The organism is Pseudomonas sp. N-137, assembly GCF_034555295.1.
Taxonomy (GTDB): domain Bacteria; phylum Pseudomonadota; class Gammaproteobacteria; order Pseudomonadales; family Pseudomonadaceae; genus Aquipseudomonas; species Aquipseudomonas rhizophila.
Genome location: NZ_JAXUDQ010000007.1, coordinates 23,557 through 40,879, shown reverse-complemented (window position 1 = coordinate 40,879; position 17,323 = coordinate 23,557). Strand labels below are relative to the sequence as shown.

14 protein-coding genes are annotated in these 17,323 nt (G+C 60.2%); 11 read left to right on the top strand and 3 right to left on the bottom strand.

The genetic code is table 11. The annotated features are described in order from the left end of the window. Positions 1-110: 110 nt before the first annotated feature. Both T3A99_RS06255 and T3A99_RS06250 read left to right on the top strand, forming a co-directional pair. On the top strand, positions 111-1,409 hold the full coding sequence (locus tag T3A99_RS06255) for a D-arabinono-1,4-lactone oxidase (protein WP_322834191.1): 1,299 nt from the start codon (positions 111-113) through the stop codon (positions 1,407-1,409). 74 nt (positions 1,410-1,483) lie between these two features. Next, on the top strand, positions 1,484-2,692 hold the full coding sequence (locus tag T3A99_RS06250) for a DSD1 family PLP-dependent enzyme (RefSeq protein ID WP_177513955.1): 1,209 nt from the start codon (positions 1,484-1,486) through the stop codon (positions 2,690-2,692). A 139-nt stretch (positions 2,693-2,831) separates the two neighbouring features. On the opposite strand, the gene T3A99_RS06245 is transcribed toward T3A99_RS06250, so the two are convergent. Further along, entirely contained in the window at positions 2,832-3,770 is a 939-nt protein-coding gene (locus T3A99_RS06245; protein ID WP_047227806.1) for a SphA family protein, read from the bottom strand. Between the two features lie 206 nt (positions 3,771-3,976). Between T3A99_RS06245 and T3A99_RS06240 the strand changes: the two genes are divergently transcribed. From T3A99_RS06240 to T3A99_RS06210, 7 genes are all read left to right on the top strand, one after another. Then, positions 3,977-5,017: an AraC family transcriptional regulator gene (locus T3A99_RS06240; RefSeq protein WP_107322645.1), complete on the top strand. Its 1,041-nt coding sequence runs from the start codon at positions 3,977-3,979 to the stop codon at positions 5,015-5,017. Positions 5,018-5,093: 76 nt separating this feature from the next. After that, complete coding sequence (gene lexA, locus T3A99_RS06235) at positions 5,094-5,711, top strand: transcriptional repressor LexA (protein ID WP_047227808.1); 618 nt, start codon at positions 5,094-5,096, stop codon at positions 5,709-5,711. Continuing rightward, positions 5,711-6,343, top strand: a complete 633-nt coding sequence (gene imuA, locus T3A99_RS06230) for a translesion DNA synthesis-associated protein ImuA (RefSeq protein ID WP_047227809.1) — start codon at positions 5,711-5,713, stop codon at positions 6,341-6,343. The genes lexA and imuA overlap by 1 nt, the downstream gene beginning before the upstream one ends. Positions 6,344-6,350: 7 nt before the next feature. Beyond that, positions 6,351-7,772 (top strand): Y-family DNA polymerase, encoded by a 1,422-nt coding sequence (locus T3A99_RS06225; protein ID WP_076384029.1) that lies wholly within the window; start codon positions 6,351-6,353, stop codon positions 7,770-7,772. After that, positions 7,748-10,846: an error-prone DNA polymerase gene (locus T3A99_RS06220; RefSeq protein ID WP_416221546.1), complete on the top strand. Its 3,099-nt coding sequence runs from the start codon at positions 7,748-7,750 to the stop codon at positions 10,844-10,846. The genes T3A99_RS06225 and T3A99_RS06220 overlap by 25 nt, the downstream gene beginning before the upstream one ends. Positions 10,847-11,005: 159 nt before the next feature. After that, positions 11,006-13,117 carry a hybrid sensor histidine kinase/response regulator gene (locus T3A99_RS06215; protein ID WP_107322648.1) on the top strand — a complete coding sequence of 704 codons (2,112 nt, stop codon included), beginning with the start codon at positions 11,006-11,008 and terminating at the stop codon, positions 13,115-13,117. 95 nt (positions 13,118-13,212) lie between these two features. Continuing rightward, positions 13,213-13,494, top strand: a complete 282-nt coding sequence (locus tag T3A99_RS06210) for a hypothetical protein (RefSeq protein ID WP_047227813.1) — start codon at positions 13,213-13,215, stop codon at positions 13,492-13,494. A gap of 71 nt (positions 13,495-13,565) precedes the next feature. Here the strand turns inward: T3A99_RS06210 and T3A99_RS06205 are convergent, their stop codons facing one another. Then, positions 13,566-14,726: a hypothetical protein gene (locus T3A99_RS06205; RefSeq protein ID WP_173406788.1), complete on the bottom strand. Its 1,161-nt coding sequence runs from the start codon at positions 14,724-14,726 to the stop codon at positions 13,566-13,568. Positions 14,727-15,170: 444 nt separating this feature from the next. On the opposite strand from T3A99_RS06205, the gene T3A99_RS06200 reads away from it, so the two are divergent. After that, positions 15,171-16,097 (top strand): hypothetical protein, encoded by a 927-nt coding sequence (locus tag T3A99_RS06200; RefSeq protein ID WP_274090993.1) that lies wholly within the window; start codon positions 15,171-15,173, stop codon positions 16,095-16,097. Positions 16,098-16,342: 245 nt separating this feature from the next. Here T3A99_RS06200 and T3A99_RS06195 read toward each other — a convergent pair whose 3' ends face one another. After that, positions 16,343-16,864 (bottom strand): DUF4142 domain-containing protein, encoded by a 522-nt coding sequence (locus tag T3A99_RS06195; RefSeq protein WP_047227815.1) that lies wholly within the window; start codon positions 16,862-16,864, stop codon positions 16,343-16,345. A 217-nt stretch (positions 16,865-17,081) separates the two neighbouring features. Here T3A99_RS06195 and T3A99_RS06190 point away from each other — a divergent pair, with 217 nt between their 5' ends. Then, positions 17,082-17,318: a YdcH family protein gene (locus T3A99_RS06190; protein ID WP_047227816.1), complete on the top strand. Its 237-nt coding sequence runs from the start codon at positions 17,082-17,084 to the stop codon at positions 17,316-17,318. Positions 17,319-17,323: the final 5 nt, after the last annotated feature.

Here is a 17,323-nt window from a genome sequence, read left to right as displayed (position 1 = left end):
AGGGGAACGACGGCATGACGATGGACTATTCACGGCGCCAGTGGCTGCAACGGGCCGCCGCTGTCGCGGCCCTCACGGCGCTGGGCAGCCAGGGCGCCCTGGCCGAGTTGATGCGCGCCCCGCGACTGATTCCGTGGCGCAATTGGTCCGGTGCGCAAAGTTGCCTGCCGGCAGCGCGTCTGGCTCCCAAGAATCTGGATGAACTGGTGCAAATCGTGGCCCGCGCCGAAGGGCGGATTCGTCCGGTGGGTTCAGGCCATTCCTTCAGCGCCCTGGTGCCCACGGACGGGACTTTGCTGTCGCTGGGTTTTTTCAGCGGTCTGCTGGATCACGACGTCGCCAGCCTGCAGGCCGAGTTCGGTGGCGGCACGCCCATGTCGCGCATGGGCCCGGCACTCAAGGCCATCGGTCAGGCGCTACCGAACATGGCCGACGTGGATTACCAGACCCTGGCCGGGGCCATCGCCACCTCGACCCACGGCACTGGCAAGGCATTCGGTTCGTATTCCGCGCAGGTGGTCGGGCTGCAACTGGTGACGGCCGGCGGCGAGGTGCTTGATTGCGATGCCAACCGCCATCCCGAAGTGTTCAAGGCCGGGCGGGTGTCACTGGGTGCGCTGGGGCTGGTGACCCGTGTGCGTTTGCAGAACCGTCCTGCTTATCGGCTGCGCGAGCGCCAGTGGGTGGCGAAAACCGAAGAGTTGCTCGAGGACCTGGACACCAACACTCGGGACAACCAGCATTGGGAAATGCAGGTGGTCACCCATTCCGACTATGCGTTGTCGATTGCCTTGAACGAAACCAGCGATCCGGCCACTGCACCGGTGAGCCCCGAGGAGGAGGGTGGCAACGAATTCGTCACCCTGATCGAAAAGCTCGACAAGTATGGCAGCGACTTTCCGACGATCCGGCGCACGTTGCTCAACAGCCTGCGGCTGGTGGCCGACTTCGAGGATCGGGTTGGCGATTCCCACGACATCTACGCCAATGCGCGCACCGTGCGCTTCAACGAGATGGAGTATTCAGTGCCGGCTGAACACGGTCCGGCGTGCCTGCGGGAAATCCTCAAGCTGATCCGCGACAAAGACCTGCGCACCTGGTTTCCCATTGAGTACCGCTACGTGAAGGCCGATGACATCGCCCTGAGCATGTTCGAAGGCCGCGACAGTTGTTCGATCTCCGTGCACCAGCATTACCAGATGGACCATCACAATTTCTTCGCCGCCATTGAGCCGGTCTTCTGGAAATACCAGGGGCGCCCGCATTGGGGAAAACTGCATTCCTTGAACGCCAGGACGCTCCAGGCGCTCTACCCACGCTGGAATGAGTTTGCCCAGGTGCGCCAGGCCCTGGACCCTGGCGGAAAATTCCTCAACGGGCATCTTTCAACGATTCTGGGAGCGAGCTGATGGGTTTCAATCGTCGAGGGTTCCTGGCTGGGACGGTGGGCGCCGGACTGTTGCTGGCCGGCGTCGGTGCCTGGCTGCGACCGCGGGACCAGGGCGGGCCGTACAGCGATTATTTCCGCCAGTTGAACCGGGAACTCAAGGCCCACGGTCCCATGCGACCGGTGATGCTGATTGACCTGGACCGACTCGATCACAACATCGACGTGGTAATGGCCTCGGTCCGGCGCGCCGGCAAACAGCTGCGCTTGGTGGAGAAGTCCCTGCCATCGCCGGGGCTGTTGAACTACATTGGCCAGCGAGCCGAGACTCGACGGTTGATGTCGTTCCACCAACCGTTTCTCAACCACGATGCGTTGCAGTTTCCCACGGCTGATATTTTGCTGGGCAAACCTCTCCCAGTGCGCAGCGCCGCGTTGTTCTATGAGCTTCACAAAGGACCCTTCGATCCGTCACGCCAGTTGCAGTGGCTGCTGGACACACCTGAACGGCTTGAGCAATACCGGGCCCTGGCCCAGGGGCTTGGTACTCGCTTGCGGATCAATATCGAACTGGATGTAGGCCTGCACCGGGGTGGGGTAGCCGACGATGCCACGCTGGAGGCGATGCTCAAGCTGATCCGGGCGAACCCGACGCACTTGGAATTTGCCGGGTTCATGGGCTACGACCCGTTCGTGGGCATGGGCGTGCCCGAGCTGCTGGCAACCCCTCAGGAGCTGCTGGCGCGGGTCATGGCGATCTACACCGCACGGGTGGATTTCGTGCGTCTGCGCTACCCCGACCTCTGGCATCCTGGCCTGACCCTCAACACCGCCGGCAGCCCCAGCTATCGCTTGCACGAACGGGAGAAACTGAGCAGTGAAGTCTCGGTGGGCACGGCCATGCTTAAACCCAGCCACTACGACCTGCCATCGTTGAACGAGCACGTACCGGCCGCCTACATCGCCACGCCGGTCTTGAAGCGCACCGGCCCGGTCAACATCCCCGCGCTGGACGACAAGTCGCGGATTTTTTCCTGGTGGGACGTGAACCAGCGCGGGACTTTTTTCATCTACGGCGGCAACTGGATGGCCGATCTCGAATCACCCTCAGGCTTGAAGCACAACGACCTCTACGGTCGCAGCTCCAATCAGGAAATGGTCAACGGTTCTGAAACGGTGGGGCTGGCGGTGGAGGACCAGGTGTTCCTGCGACCGACCCAGAGCGAGTCGGTGCTGTTGCAGTTCGGTGATCTGCTGGCCGTGCGCGGAGGGCGGATAGTCGAGATGTGGCCGGTCTATAGCTGACCACGGATCTTGTGGGAGCGAGCCTGCTCGCGATGACGGCGGTACATTCAGCATCAATGCAGGCTGATCCACGGCTATCGCGAGCAGGCTCGCTCCCACAAGGAATTGCTGGTGAGCCTGCCGGAATCGAATAGAGCGTTCACAACGCAAACGGAATACTGATCTTGGCCCAGAGCATTTCGCCTTCGGGGCGGTTCTCTACGTTGAACTCCTTGGCCCAGCGGATCTCGGCGCTGGCGTATTTGAGAAAGGTCAGGTGCAGCGCCGGACCGATGGCGAACACCTGGCCGCGCACGCCGTCATCCACGTCCTGACCGGCGAACTGCACGGTGCGGCCGTATTGTTTGTCGTCGGTGGTCTGCTTGAGGTAGTAACCGTTGAGCCCCAGCATCACGTTGTCCGTCAGCCGGTAACTGGCGGAGTAATCGAAGTGGAAAATCTGCCCTGAGCGGTAGTCGGTGTCCTTGTTCTCGCGATTGAAACTGTAAGTGCTTTTCATCGACACCTCGGTGTTTTCCGTGGGCAACCAGGTGAAGGAAAACAGCGGCTTGTAGGTGTAGAAATTGGTGCTGGTGTTGGCCAGGCGGTCGGTGCTGTATTCGCCGGTCGGCACGGTGATTTCCAGTGCGGCGGCCAGGGTCAGGTTTTTGCCCATGTCCCACAGCACGATGGGCGAAATGGTGGTATCGCCCATGCCTTCGCGAGTGTCCTGCAGGCCGAACACCGAGATTTCCTGTTTGATCCAGGGCTGGCCAACGTAGATACCCAGGCGTCCACCGGCCACCCGCAAAGGGCTCAGATAATCGATCCGGGGGACCACCGCCGTGGATTCGATTTCGACATCCGGGACTTCGCCGCCCAACGAACTGATGTTGAATTTCCTGGCCTTGTAATGGTTGTAGTAGAGGTTGAACGCAAACATGTGGTCGGGAAGGTTGTCGACGTCCAGCGGCAACACGAAGAAACCGTCGGTGCCGGTGCCGATGTTATCGACTCCGGTTTCGGTGGCCAGGGCCGGCAGGGCACAGGCCAGGCCGAGGGTCAGTTGCAAGGCGAATGTCGTGCGGGTCGGGTTCATGCGGGGGCTCATTATTATTGTTGGAAATGCACCAAAGGTCCGAGCCATACAAATAAGCCGTTCGCCGCCGACAGGGCAGGGTATTGGCGGCCACACAGGGGACATGGGCGGCCAGATTTTTGTGCCCCTCTATACGCTGGGTCATGCTAACGTTTATGAAACAACCGGTTACAAAGACGCCGCCTAACGTACCCCGGAACCCGCCCATGCAGATGAAAGTCATCGACCCGACCTATGAACTGGCGCTGGTGTCGCCGTTTCTTTTGCAAACCTTGGCCGACGTGGTGGCAGACCAGGGTTTCGATGCCGCCAGCCTGTGTCGCGGCCTTGGTTTCGGGCTCGACGATCTGCAGGATCCTGCCCAGCGGATTTCCTATCGCCAGGCCGTGGTCATGATCCAGCGGGCGCTCAAGCTGTTGCCTGATCGGGGCCTGGGCTTGTGGGTTGGCGATCGCAATGTATTGGGTACCCTGGGCCTGCTGGGCCACGTGTTGTCGCTGTGCGAAACCCTGCGCGATGCCTTTGCCCTGGGGATTCGGTATCAACACACCACCGGCGGTATCGCAGTCTCGAGTGTTGAAGAGGCCAGTGACCGGATCATGGTCGAGGCGACTTGCCGCCTGCCTTTTGCCGAGGTCCAGGTCTTTGCGGTCGAAGAGTTTTTCGCCAGCCTGATGGTGTACGGCAGGGCGTTGGCAGGGCCTGACTTCAGGCCCCAGGCCGTGGAGTTCATGCACGCTGCGCCGTCTTATGCCCAGGAATACCAAAGGGTCCTGGGGCCGGATGTGCGTTTCGGTTGTCGTCACAATCGCATGCTGATCGATGCCTGCTGGCTCGGCGTACGCCTGCCCAACCATCACCCGCTGGCCTTGCGTCAGGCCCTGGCCTTGCTGGAACAGGAGGCCACTGAGGTCCATCGCAAGATCGATCTGATCCAGGCGGTGGAGCGGGCGATTGCCCGGGACCTGACCCGTGGCAGCCACATCGAGAAAATCGCCAGCGACCTCAACATGAGCAGCCGCACCCTGCGCCGACGCTTGACCGAGCACAACCTGACCTTCGAAGCCTTGCTGGAACAGGTGCGTCGTGGCCGGACCCTGAACCTGCTGGCCAACCCCGACTGGTCCATCGAGCGCATCACCGAAGAGGTCGGCTACAGCGATGTGCGCAGTTTCCGCCGGGCGTTCCGGCGCTGGACCGGGATGAGCCCGAGCGCGTTTCGGACCGAGGGGTCGACACCGGCTTAGCCGGGACGGTCAATGGTCGGCTCCCTGTGGTTGACTGACTGGCGGTGCTTGTCAGAAAAAACCGACAAGAGTACAAATGTACTCCATGACGACTCTCACCCCCCGCCGTACCGCCATCCTGACCTTCATCCGCGAACGCATCGCCGAGCAGGGGCAGCCCCCCAGCCTCGCTGAAATCAGCGAGGCGTTCGGTTTCGCCTCCCGCAGCGTGGCGCGCAAGCATGTGCTGGCGTTGACCGAAGCCGGTTTCATCGAAGTCAATCCGCACCAGGCCCGGGGTATCCGCTTGCTGAACCAGCCGCCGCGTCCCGAGCTGCTGGACGTACCGGTGCTGGGGCGGGTGGCCGCCGGCCTGCCGATCGGTGCGGATGCCGAGGTCCACAGTCGCCTGATGCTTGACCCGGCGATGTTCACCAAGGCGCCAGATTACCTGCTACGGGTCCAGGGGGACTCGATGATCGAGGATGGCATTCTCGACGGCGACCTGGTGGGCGTGCAGCGTACGCCCCAGGCCTCCAACGGCCAGATCGTCGTGGCGCGCCTGGACGGTGAAGTCACCATCAAGCGCTTCGAGCGAATCGGCGAGCGGATACGTTTGCTGCCGCGCAACCCGGCCTACCAGCCGATCATTGTCGAAGCCGACCAGGACTTGGCCATCGAAGGCGTGTTCTGTGGCTTGCTGAGGCAAGGCTGATGGGCGCTGTCGTTGCGCTGGACACGCTGTTCAACGGTGGCCAGGTCTGGAAGGGCCGGCCCGCGCCCCCGGCTGCCAGCCCGCAGCCCACCGGTCATGCGGCCCTGGACGCGGCGTTGCCCAGCGGTGGCTGGCCGGAAGCGGCGTTGACGGAACTGCTGGTCGCCGCGCCGGGCGTGGGCGAGTTGCAACTGGTCTGGCCAACCTTGGCGCGACTGACGGCGGCGGGGGAGCGGATCGTGCTGGTGGCGCCGCCATTCGTGCCCTATCCGCAGGCCTGGCAGAACGCTGGGGTGGACCTGCGCCAGTTGTCAGTGATCCGGGCCGATGAGCGCGATGCCTTGTGGGCCGCCGAACAATGCCTGCGTTCGGGCAGTTGTGGCGCGGTGCTGTGCTGGCCCCGCCAGGCTGATGATCGCGCCCTGCGCCGCTTGCAAGTGGCGGCGGAAACCGGCCAGACCCTGGCGTTCGCCTGGCGCTCGATTCAGGAAGCCATCAACCCCTCGCCGGCGGCCCTGCGCATCGCCATCGATGGCCGGCCAGGGCAATTGCGGGTGCTCAAGTGCCGGGGCGGGCTGGCCCGTTCGACGCCGATTGCCTTCGCCACGCTCAGCACACCGACCGAGCATTGAGGTTGCGATGCGCTGGGTCTGCATACTCTTCCCGCAACTGGCGCTGGACGCCGCGCTGCGTCAGCGTCCCGATCCCGACGAGCCCTTGGCGCTGTTGACCGGTCCGGCCCAGCGCCGGGTCCTGCAAGCGGTCAATGACCCGGCACGGGCCCTGGGTTTGCGCCCCGGCCAGACCATGACGGCCGCCCAGGCCCTGAGCAAAGGGTTTGCCACGGCCGAATACGATGCGGCGCAGATCGAACACTGGCAACAGTTCCTGGCGGCCTGGGCCTACCGTTTCAGCTCCCAGGTCAGCGTGCATTACCCGCGCACGGTGGTGTTCGAGATCGAGTCGAGCCTGGGCCTGTTCGGCCCCTGGCCGGTGTTCGAGAAGCGCCTGCGGGCCGAGCTGACGCAACTGGGATTCCGGCATCGCATTGTCGCCGCCCCCAACCCGGTGGCGGCGCGGGTGTTGGCCAATGCCTACGACGCCCTGGTGGTGCCCGATATTGAAACCCTGCAAGCCTGCCTGGGGCAGATGCCGGTGGAGCGTATCGGCCTGGAACCCGACGTCGCCACGGCACTGTCACGCATGGGGTTGCGCCAGTTGAGCCAGGTCCAGGCCTTGCCCCGACACACCCTGGCGCGGCGTTTTGAGGCCCAGGTGCTCAAGCATCTTGATGCGCTGACGGGCTGCCGCACCCTGGCGCTGTCGTTTTACCTGCCGCCGGACCGTTTCGATGTGCGCATCGAGCTCAATTACGACGTGCAATCCCACCAGGCGTTGTTGTTTCCGTTGCGCCGGTTGACCGGTGATCTCTCGGCTTTCCTGTGCGGTCGCGACAGCGGCGTGCAACGCTTTGACCTGCACCTGGAACACGCCGGGTTGCCGGACACGCTGATCAAGGTCGGCTTGCTCAGCGCCGAGCGGGATCCTGCGATGCTTTTCGAACTGGCCCGTGGTCGGCTGGAACAGGTGCAGGTCGAGGCACCGGTACGTGGCTTTCGTTTGTGTGCCGAAGACCTGCCCAGTTTCGTGCCCCAACGCCTGGAGCTGTTCGACGAGCGTCCTCAACAGTCCTTGCCTTGGGAGCAATTGCGCGAGCGGCTGCGGGCCCGGTTGGGGGACGACGCAGTGCAGGGCCTGGGGTTTCGCGATGACCATCGGCCTGAATGTGCCTGGCAGATGACCTCTCAGCGCCAGCCCCAGGCATGTCCGGTGCGCGAGGGCGTCCGGCGTCCCGGCTGGCTGCTGGACGAACCCCAGGCCTTGCAGGAGAGCCAGGCGCGAATCCTCATGGGCCCGGAGCGCATCGAGTCCGGCTGGTGGGACGGCGCCGACGTGCGCCGTGATTACTATCTGATCGAAACCCGCGCGGGCCAACGGGGCTGGGCCTATCGACCGGTGGGCGAGGGTGGCCCGCTGTGGCTGCAGGGCTGGTTCGCATGAACATCGAATATGTCGAGCTGCATTGCCTGTCGAACTTCAGTTTCCAGCGCGGTGCCTCCAGCGCCCTGGAGCTGTGCCGTCGTGCGCAACAACAAGGTTACAAGGCCCTGGCAATCACCGATGAGTGCACCCTGGCCGGGATTGTCCGAGCCTGGCAGGCTGCCAGGGAGCTGGACCTGCACTTGATCGTCGGCAGTGAGATCCAGATCGAGAACGGTCCGAAACTGGTGCTGTTGGTGGAGAATCTGCAAGGCTATCAAGCCTTGTGCCGGCTGATCACCCGCGCCCGCCGCCGCAGCGAGAAAGGTCGCTATCGCATCGTGCGAGAAGACTTCGACGAGCCCTTGCCGGGATTGCTGGTGTTGTGGGTGCCCGGTGACAACGATTCCGACGAGCAGGGGCGCTGGTTGCGGAAGATATTCGCCGAGCGCTTGTGGCTGTCGGTCCAGTTGCATTGCGGGCAGGACGACCGGCGTCGGCTGGCGGACTTGCTGGCGCTGGCCGAGCGTTTGGACCTTCCAGCCGTGGCCACGGGAGACGTGCACATGCATGTGCGCGGCCGGCGCGCCCTGCAGGACACCATGACCGCCATTCGACACCACGTCACGGTGGCCGAGGCCGGCCAGCGCCTGCACCCCAACGGCGAGCGCCACCTGCGCAGTCTCCCGGCCCTGGCCGAAATCTACCCGCGCGCCTTGCTCGACGAAACGTTGAACATCGCCCGGCGCTGTACGTTCGACCTTGGCCAACTGCGTTATCAATACCCCCGTGAACTGGTGCCTGAGGGGCATGATCCAGCGTCCTGGCTGCGGGAATTGACCGAACGCGGTATGCGCGAGCGATGGGCCAAGGGTGTGGAAGACAAAGTACGGGTACAAATCGATAAAGAACTGACTCTGATCGCCGATCTGGGCTACGACAGCTATTTCCTCACCGTACAGGACATCGTCAGCTTCGCCCGCAGCCGCAATATTCTTTGTCAGGGGCGTGGCTCAGCGGCCAACTCGGCGGTGTGCTACGCCTTGGGGATCACCGAAATCGACCCGAGCCAGACCAGCATGCTGTTCGAGCGATTCCTGTCCCGGGAGCGCAACGAACCGCCGGACATCGACGTCGATTTTGAACACGAGCGTCGTGAAGAAGTGCTGCAGTACGTGTTCCAGCGCTACGGCCGCCATCGTGCGGCATTGACGGCAGTGGTCAGCAGCTACCACGGTGCCGGCGCGGTGCGGGACGTCGCCAAGGCCTTGGGCTTGCCGCCGGATCAGGTCAACGCGCTGGCCGACTGTTGTGGGCGCTGGAGTGACGAGGCGCCGCCAGTGGATCGCCTGCGCGAAGGTGGCTTCGACCCGGACAGCCCGGTGTTGCGCCGGGTCCTGAGCCTGACCCAACAACTGATCGGTTTTCCCCGGCATCTGTCCCAGCACCCTGGCGGCTTCGTGATCTCCGAACAGCCTCTGGACACTCTGGTGCCGGTGGAGAACGCCGCTATGGCCGAGCGCACCATCATCCAGTGGGACAAGGACGACCTGGACGCGGTCGGGTTGCTCAAGGTGGATATCCTGGCCTTGGGCATGCTCAGCGCAATTCGTCGATGTTTTGATCTGATCGCGCAGTACCGCGGCCAGCACTACACCTTGGCGACGTTGCCCAAGGACGACGCGGCCACTTACGAGATGATCACCCGCGCCGACACCATTGGCGTGTTCCAGATCGAGTCGCGCGCACAGATGGCGATGTTGCCTCGGCTCAAACCCGAGTCCTTTTATGACCTGGTTATTGAAGTGGCCATCGTGCGACCGGGGCCGATCCAAGGCGGGATGGTGCACCCGTATCTGCGGCGTAAAAATAAGGAAGAAGCGGTGACTTACCCCTCCAAAGCGTTGGAAGAAGTGCTCAAGCGCACCTTGGGCGTGCCCCTGTTTCAGGAGCAGGTCATGCAGATCGCCATCGTTGCGGCGGATTACAGCCCCGGCGAAGCTGACCAGCTGCGTCGTTCCATGGCGGCCTGGAAACGTCACGGCGGCCTGGAACCGCATCGGGAACGCCTGGCGGCGGGGATGGCGAAAAACGGCTACACAGCCGAATTCGCCGCGCAGATCTTTGAACAGATCAAGGGCTTCGGCAATTACGGTTTTCCCGAGTCCCATGCCGCCAGCTTCGCCTTGCTGACCTACGCCAGCAGTTGGCTCAAATGCCATGAACCGGCGGCGTTCGCCTGTGCCCTGATCAACAGCTGGCCCATGGGGTTCTACAGCCCGGACCAGATTCTGCAGGATGCCCGCCGGCATCAGTTGCAGATCCGCCCGGTGGACGTGCGCGCCAGTGACTGGGATTGCAGCCTCGAACCCATGGAAGGCCGACAACCGGCGCTTCGCCTGGGGTTGCGCATGATCAAGGGCTTTCGCCAAGAGGATGCCCATCGCATCGAAGCGGCCCGCCGGCATCGGCCCTTCAGTGACGTGGCCGACCTTGGCGAGCGCGCGCAACTCGATGCCCGGGCCCAGGCGCAACTGGCCGACGCCGGTGCCTTGCGGGGCTTGGCCGGTGATCGTCATCGCGCTCGCTGGGAGGTGGCCGGGGTACAGAAACAGCTGGGCTTGTTCGCCGGTTTGCCCAGCCAGGAAGAACCGCCCGTGGACCTGCCAAAACCTACGGTGGGGGAGAATCTGTTCGCCGATTACGCCAGCGTCGGTACGACACTGGGCCCCCATCCACTGGCTTTGCTGCGCCCCGAACTGCGCGCCCGGCGCTGTCGCAGCTCGCGGGAGCTGCAGGATGTGGAGCATGGCCGCAACGTCAGCGTCGCCGGGCTGGTCACCGGCCGCCAACGGCCAGGTACGGCCAGCGGCGTGACTTTTGTCACCCTGGAGGATGAGTTTGGCAACCTCAATGTGGTGGTCTGGCGCGACCTGGCCGAGCGCCAACGCAAAGCGTTGGTGGGTTCGCAATTGCTCAGGGTCGACGGGCGTTGGGAAAGTGTCGGTGAGGTTCGTCACCTGATCGCCGGCCGCCTGAGCGACCTGACCGAGTTGCTGGCGGGTATCCAGGTGCATAGCCGCGATTTCCGCTGAACCCGGCTGCCACACAGCAAGCATGTCGCCAGCCCGGACAGGTTTGCATCATGACCTGCCCATGAAACCAAACGCCAGCGCAGCGCTCGAAGCTCTGAGCACAAGGGACTTGTGGTATGCCGATTCCCTGCTGGCATTTTCGAGGTTCAGAATCGACTCATGCAGTTCTTATCCCAGAATCATGGATGCCCCGGTTGGGGCGGTGAAATGGCCGGGCGTATCCGGTCGTTCGATTGGAGCCAGACCGAACTGGGTGCCATCGAGCACTGGTCCGCCAGTCTGCGCAGCGCAGTCCAGGTGCTGCTGGCGTCGCCTTTGCCGATGGTCATGTTGTGGGGCCGTCAGGGCTTCATGATCTACAACGATGCTTATGCCGAGTTCGCCGGCGGGCGCCATCCGTACCTGCTGGGCTGCGCGGTAGAGTTGGGCTGGCCGGAAGTGGCCGAATTCAATCGTCACGTACTGGATGTCTGCCTGGCCGGTGGCACCTTGTCCTATCGCAGCAAAGAGCTGGTACTGCTACGCAATGGCAAGCCCGAAGATGTCTGGATGGACCTTTATTACAGCCCGGTGCCCGACGATGATCAGTCTCCGGGCGGCGTTTTGGCGATCGTCGTGGAAACCACCGAGCTTGTGCTGACCGAGCGTGCCCGCCAGGAGGCCGAACGCAGCTACCGCGCCGTCAACGAGCGCATTCAGTTGGCCCTCTCGGCCGGGCCACTGCTGGGGTCGTTTGTCTGGGATATCCAGAACGACACACTTTCCGGCGATGAGCGTTTTTCCCGCACGTTCAATTACCCGCCAGACACGCCTCTGGATGCACTGCCTGTCGAGATTGCCCGCCAGAACATCCACCCCGATGATCTGGAGGAGGTGAACCGGCGGGTCGAACTGACCTTGCGTACCGGAACCCCCTACAACGCTGAGTATCGGGTGCGTCGACTCGGCGGTGATTACCTGTGGGTGCTGGCCAGCGGCCGATGTGAATTCGATACGTTGGGCCGGCCGTTGCGTTTCCCCGGTGTGCTGATTGATATCAACGAACGCAAGGCGGCTGAAGCATCGCTGCTCAAGTTCACCCGTGATCTGGAGCAGCGTGTCGCCGAGGAAGTGCATGCGCGGTTGACGGCCGAAGAGCAGTTGCGCCAGTCGCAGAAACTCGAAGCCATTGGCGGACTCACCGGCGGTGTGGCTCATGACTTCAACAACTTGCTGCAGGTGATCGCCGGCAACCTGCACCTGTTGGCTCGCCACGAACCGCACAACGCCAATGTGCAGCGGCGGGTCAGTGCCTCCATCGAAGCGGTGGAACGGGGCGCCAAACTGTCCTCGCAATTGCTGGCGTTTGCCCGCCGCCAACCGTTGTCACCGGCGGTCTACAACCCACGACGAATCTTCGACGGTCTGGGCGAATTGTTGCAGCGGGCCTTGGGCGAAACCATCCAGATCGAAGTGACCTTGCCCGCCGAGCCCTGGTGCATCCACGTCGATCGCAATCAGCTTGAAAACGCTTTGCTGAACCTGGCGATCAATGCCCGCGATGCCATGTGTGGTGAGGGCACCATCGGCCTGATCGGCGAAAACATCGTGCTCGACGAATCGTCCTGCGCCGGTAAAGACATTCCGGCCGGTGACTATGTGCGCCTGTCGGTGATCGACCGCGGCGCGGGCATGCCACCCGATGTCCTGGACCATGTGTTCGAGCCGTTTTTCACCACCAAGACTGACGGCCAGGGCACCGGGCTTGGGTTGAGCATGGTGTTCGGGTTCGTCAAGCAAAGTGGCGGGCATATCGAGATTACCAGTGACGTGGGAGAGGGCACGCGAGCGCAGATGTATTTCCCCCGCAGTCGGCAACCTGAAACAGGTGAAGAGGCCCCACACAGCCCGCTTCTGACCGGTGGGCAAGAGACGATTCTGGTGGTGGAGGATAACGAAGAGGTGCGCAGCGCGTCGGTGGAGCTGCTGGAACAGTCCGGTTATCGGACCCTCACGGCCGCCAACGCTGATGCGGCCATGGCGCTTTTGCTCGAAGGTGCCTCGGTGGATCTGATTTTTACCGATGTGGTCATGCCTGGCCTGATCAAGAGCTCTGACCTGGCGGCCTGGGCCAGGGTACAGACTCCGCCTATGCCCATACTGTTCACCTCGGGCCACACCCGGGACATCATCTCCCGCAACCACCAGTTGAGCCCCGATACCCATCTGCTGAGCAAACCTTACGGCCCGGATGCCTTGATCACCATGGTGAGGACTGTGTTGGGCAGTTGATCGCGGCGCGCTAAACAAATGGAACCGAAGCCGCCATGCCACCTTCAAATGACCATGACCGGTCATCAATCCGGCCTGTCATGAATGAGGTGCCTATGAACCAAGATCCTGCAAACACCCAGCAACAAGGCCAGACGCAGGCCCCGTCACCGCGCAATGATCCGGCGATCGATCCTCAGGTTTCCCCTGAGCCCGCTGGCACCCAGCCAGTCAGCCCGGCTGGGGCAGGCAAGGCCCAAAGCGCCGACAGCGAAGTCGATCAAAAAAATCACCACCAGGACAACGACAACACCTTCAGCCCTGGCTTCAAGCCTGACCCGGACCGCCCGGAATCCGGTGAGAGCACTGACGCCGATATCGATACGGATGGCGGTTAGCCAATGAGCCCTGCTTCTTTTCTTGAAGCTGGGCTTTCGGATTTCACGACGCCGTTGGGTGGCTGGCGCATCTATTGAGTGGATGAGTGAGGCGACAGGTCCATCCGATACCCAGCCCCCGGCTTGCCTTCATGTAATGCCGACTGGATTTTTTCATACAATGCATTGGCCTCGGCAGTCGTGATTGACCGCGAGCAATCCCGCAATACGACGCGCAACAGAGCATTTTCCTGGCCGGGTAACAGCCCGAGTCGCTCGATGGCTTGTGGTGGTAATTCAGACGAAGTCCAACGACCTTTGACTTGCATCTCCTCAATCCAACCAGAGCAGTCGCCAGCCGCCTGGAGCATTTTCTCAGTCAGTACTTCCTCACTCAAACCCGGAGTCACGGCCACTGAAATGTCCCGAGTAATTGAAGGCAAACGCGAAACCGTACTCCAAGGACGTAAATCTTGCATCTGGGCCTGAACTCGCTCATTAGGGTCACGCAGCAGGCGAATATCCGGGATTCCCTTTCGTAGCATAGTCAACCGGTCCAGCCCCATCCCCAACGCCAGACCGCCATGACGCTGCGCATCGATTCCCAGCCGTTGCAATAACGAAGTGGCAATAAGCCCACACTCCAGCACTTCGACAGCAGAACCATCGTTTATCACATTCACCTCAATGCCACCTTCGGTGTAATGATGCGGACTGTCGCTGTAAACCCAAGGTTTATCGGGGACGGCGACCCCAAGGATATCGCCGACCAAGCGCAAAAGGTGTCCGCGCGCCGAGAGCTCGGGTTCACCCAGCACCCATATGTCCATCTGATGTGGCTCGGCGCAGTGCCAACGATCACGACTGTCGCGGCGGAACGTGATGCCCGGAGCGGCCAGCAAAATGACCTCTCCAGGCTTGCGTTCCTGAGCCGAACGTTGCAGCACAATTGGAATCTGGCTAGTGGTTTGTGTACGCAACAGTGAATGTTCGTCTATCCACCGGGTGTGTTCGCTGCCTAGAGTGATTTCTGCCGGGTCATAACCGAGCAGTCCGTAGTTCTCTTCGGCGGATACGATTCGTGGGCCGGTCTGTATTAGAGCCTGCGGCCACCCAGCACTGACCAGCCCTTCAATTATTTCGTTCATGATCAGGCGGACTGCATGTGCGGGCGAGTGCGCCTCAGTCAGATCTGTAATGGATAACGCCTGCTGAAGCGCGACGTCAGTCAGGTATTTCTTGGTAACACCCATTATTGGCCCCTTTGAATCAGTGTTTGCTACGGCTTGAACAGTCGGAGGAAAAACCTATCAACACTAGACCAAACAAACAACTTAATAAGGCGGATTTTGGTGTTTTCAGAACTCAGCTACAGATGCTTCCTACATAAATAATCTATTTTTATTGTCTGCTATTCTCAGTAGAAGTATTGGTTCTAAAAAGCGATCAAAAAATCATTTAAAAATCAGCATGAATTTGAACTAATACGACCACCCCCTTGAGCCGCAAGGGGGAAATAAGGTAAAGGTGAAATCATGAAGAAGCAGAAAGTAATTCAGGAAAAACTTAATCGTATTACCTCAGGTCCAGAAAATTTTGGGTGGGCTCCATTGGCTTGGGCCTATATGGGTGATTGATATCGTTTGATTCAGAAGGGTGGCATGGATCAGCCACCCTTTTTCATAAGGAGCTACTTTATGTCGTCCATGACAAATATCCATACACTTTTTGGCGCTGAGGAATTCTGGGTTGTCGCCGATTCAGAGCAATTTCTTAACAAGTGTTCTAATCAAGGGCTAAAAACTGCGCATATCACCAAGGTCGAAGCTCTGCCTCGCAATAGCATAATTTTCTCCTTCAGCAACAGTGCCGCCAAACTCACATTAGAGATTGCGCAAGCCACACCCAGAAAGAGAAGTGTTTTTTGTGCTGCACAAGTTTTCGAGCCCTCCCTGAGTTGTGCAAGTTATAGTCTGAATTTATTGCTAAATAGCGATTTCAAGAAGGCGCTGAAAAAACAGCGCGCCGTATTAAATATGCTTAATTCTTATGATTTGTTTTCAGTTACAGGCAACGGTTCTTGCGGGCGCGTTACTCTATTGCCCAAGTCAGAGCCTTATGCGCTGATTGCCGAGGATGTCTCTGGCGATTTCATACATTCCGTCGCCGAATTTTTCGAAGTTCATTATGCTCACATGAAGCCTCAAGAACCCTGCCCATTTTTTTTTAGTGGGGAGCTAAATATTTCTGGAATTCTGACTGTCCTGAGAAAGCCTAATCCGATGTTGCCCGAAGATATGAAAATGAAACTTCAGCAGCTATCTGATACCCTTTCTGAGAACGGAGGATTGCTGACTGTCGTGGAGAATAAGGTAACGTCTCTACGAACTGGTAATGGTGAATATATAGAAGTCTTGAAAATGGCCGCAGGAACTCGAGGTCTCGAATTAACCGAATTCGCCATCGGTGTCAACGATGAAATAGCGCCTCTTATAGATTACAAGATGAACTCGCAATTGAATGAGGGTGTCGGCGGTGTTCACTTGGCTATCGGAGATGGCTCTAGTGGTTATCACATTGATTTTCTTAGCCCAGCGGCCAATGTCAGCCCCATAACTCAATAACCTTAATAACGGCGAATGGCAAAGAGAGCAACTCCTCACTGGGTCAGGACTAATGCTCTCTTTTTGGTGAAGTAAAATATCAAGGGGGCGCTTCTCGAAGTTGCTCAGAGGCATTTCGGTATGCTGAGAGGTCCTCACGTTTGAAACCAAGAATGCCCTGCCAGATTAAACCAGCAGGGCTTCTCGGTCAGGCTGATGATCTCGTTAAACCCTACGTTATGATCGGGCTTTTTTTACATTCTCTGCTATTTACTTGGATGAGCGGCCTGGAGTTTCTTGGCCATTTCCAGATGTTTTTCCAAGTCTGGAAGCATTTTTTGCGCGAACGCCTTCAGCTCGGTGTTGCCGGGCTTCTTGTCGTCCGTGACGGTCTCGGCTTCTTTCTTGAACAGGGCAATGGTTTCTTCGTGGGCCATCACCTGGTTGTTGGCGTAGGCCGCATCAAACGATTCCTCGCGCATATCGAGAATCTTGGCCTTGGCCTTTTTCACCAGCGTGGTTTCGTCCGGCACTTCGATATCGTGTTTTTTCGCCAGCGAGATCAACTCCTCGTTAGCTTTGGTGTGGTCGGAAATCATCATGTTGGCGAATTCCTTGACGTCCGCCGAACTGCTTTTTTCCAGGGCCAGTTTGCTGGTTTCGATTTCCGCGATACCACCGGCCGCCGCGTTGTCGACGAAGTCGCTGGAAGTCGCGGCCCAAGCCATTCCCATACTGGTGCTCAAGGCAACTGCCAGGCCGAGTTGACGCAGGTTGAATCCGTCCATAGGTAAGTCTCCACACAGGTTGTACAAGGGACTTGTGTCGTCCTGTTCAATGGAGAGCGGCGGGCGGACAAAGGTTTGATTGCAAAGCGGTGCGGTACGACGAACGGTCACCGCTGGTCGGATTGGCGGTCGACAGAACCCCGTCGGCGAGGCCATTCTGATAGTCGACGAGCGCCGTAGAAGGCGTTAGCCATCGTTCTACCAAAGGAGGTGTTCCATGCCGGTGATCCACGATTTGTGCCAGGATCTCAACTGCACAAAAGACGACATCCAGCAAAAGCGCAGCGAGAATCCCAGGCTCGACTCGTTACTTCTCAAGTATTCCCAAATAGATGCCGAAGTGGTCGACGCCGAGAAACCGTCCTCCGCGGCACTGTCCGATGTTGCCCTGAAGACGCTCAAGGAGAAACGTTTGCAGGTCAAGGACGAGATCGCGCAGTACTTGCAGGGATAGTCCTA

Excerpts from the sequence above, each read along its gene's own strand:
- T3A99_RS06255 (WP_322834191.1), top strand. The coding sequence starts at position 111 with ATGCGCGCCCCGCGACTGATTCCGTGGCGCAATTGGTCCGGTGCGCAA.
- T3A99_RS06245 (WP_047227806.1), bottom strand. The coding sequence starts at position 3,770 with ATGAACCCGACCCGCACGACATTCGCCTTGCAACTGACCCTCGGCCTG.
- T3A99_RS06240 (WP_107322645.1), top strand. The coding sequence starts at position 3,977 with ATGCAGATGAAAGTCATCGACCCGACCTATGAACTGGCGCTGGTGTCG.
- lexA (WP_047227808.1), top strand. The coding sequence starts at position 5,094 with ATGTACTCCATGACGACTCTCACCCCCCGCCGTACCGCCATCCTGACC.
- imuA (WP_047227809.1), top strand. The coding sequence starts at position 5,711 with ATGGGCGCTGTCGTTGCGCTGGACACGCTGTTCAACGGTGGCCAGGTC.
- T3A99_RS06225 (WP_076384029.1), top strand. The coding sequence starts at position 6,351 with ATGCGCTGGGTCTGCATACTCTTCCCGCAACTGGCGCTGGACGCCGCG.
- T3A99_RS06215 (WP_107322648.1), top strand. The coding sequence starts at position 11,006 with ATGCAGTTCTTATCCCAGAATCATGGATGCCCCGGTTGGGGCGGTGAA.
- T3A99_RS06210 (WP_047227813.1), top strand. The coding sequence starts at position 13,213 with ATGAACCAAGATCCTGCAAACACCCAGCAACAAGGCCAGACGCAGGCC.
- T3A99_RS06205 (WP_173406788.1), bottom strand. The coding sequence starts at position 14,726 with ATGGGTGTTACCAAGAAATACCTGACTGACGTCGCGCTTCAGCAGGCG.
- T3A99_RS06200 (WP_274090993.1), top strand. The coding sequence starts at position 15,171 with ATGTCGTCCATGACAAATATCCATACACTTTTTGGCGCTGAGGAATTC.
- T3A99_RS06195 (WP_047227815.1), bottom strand. The coding sequence starts at position 16,864 with ATGGACGGATTCAACCTGCGTCAACTCGGCCTGGCAGTTGCCTTGAGC.
- T3A99_RS06190 (WP_047227816.1), top strand. The coding sequence starts at position 17,082 with ATGCCGGTGATCCACGATTTGTGCCAGGATCTCAACTGCACAAAAGAC.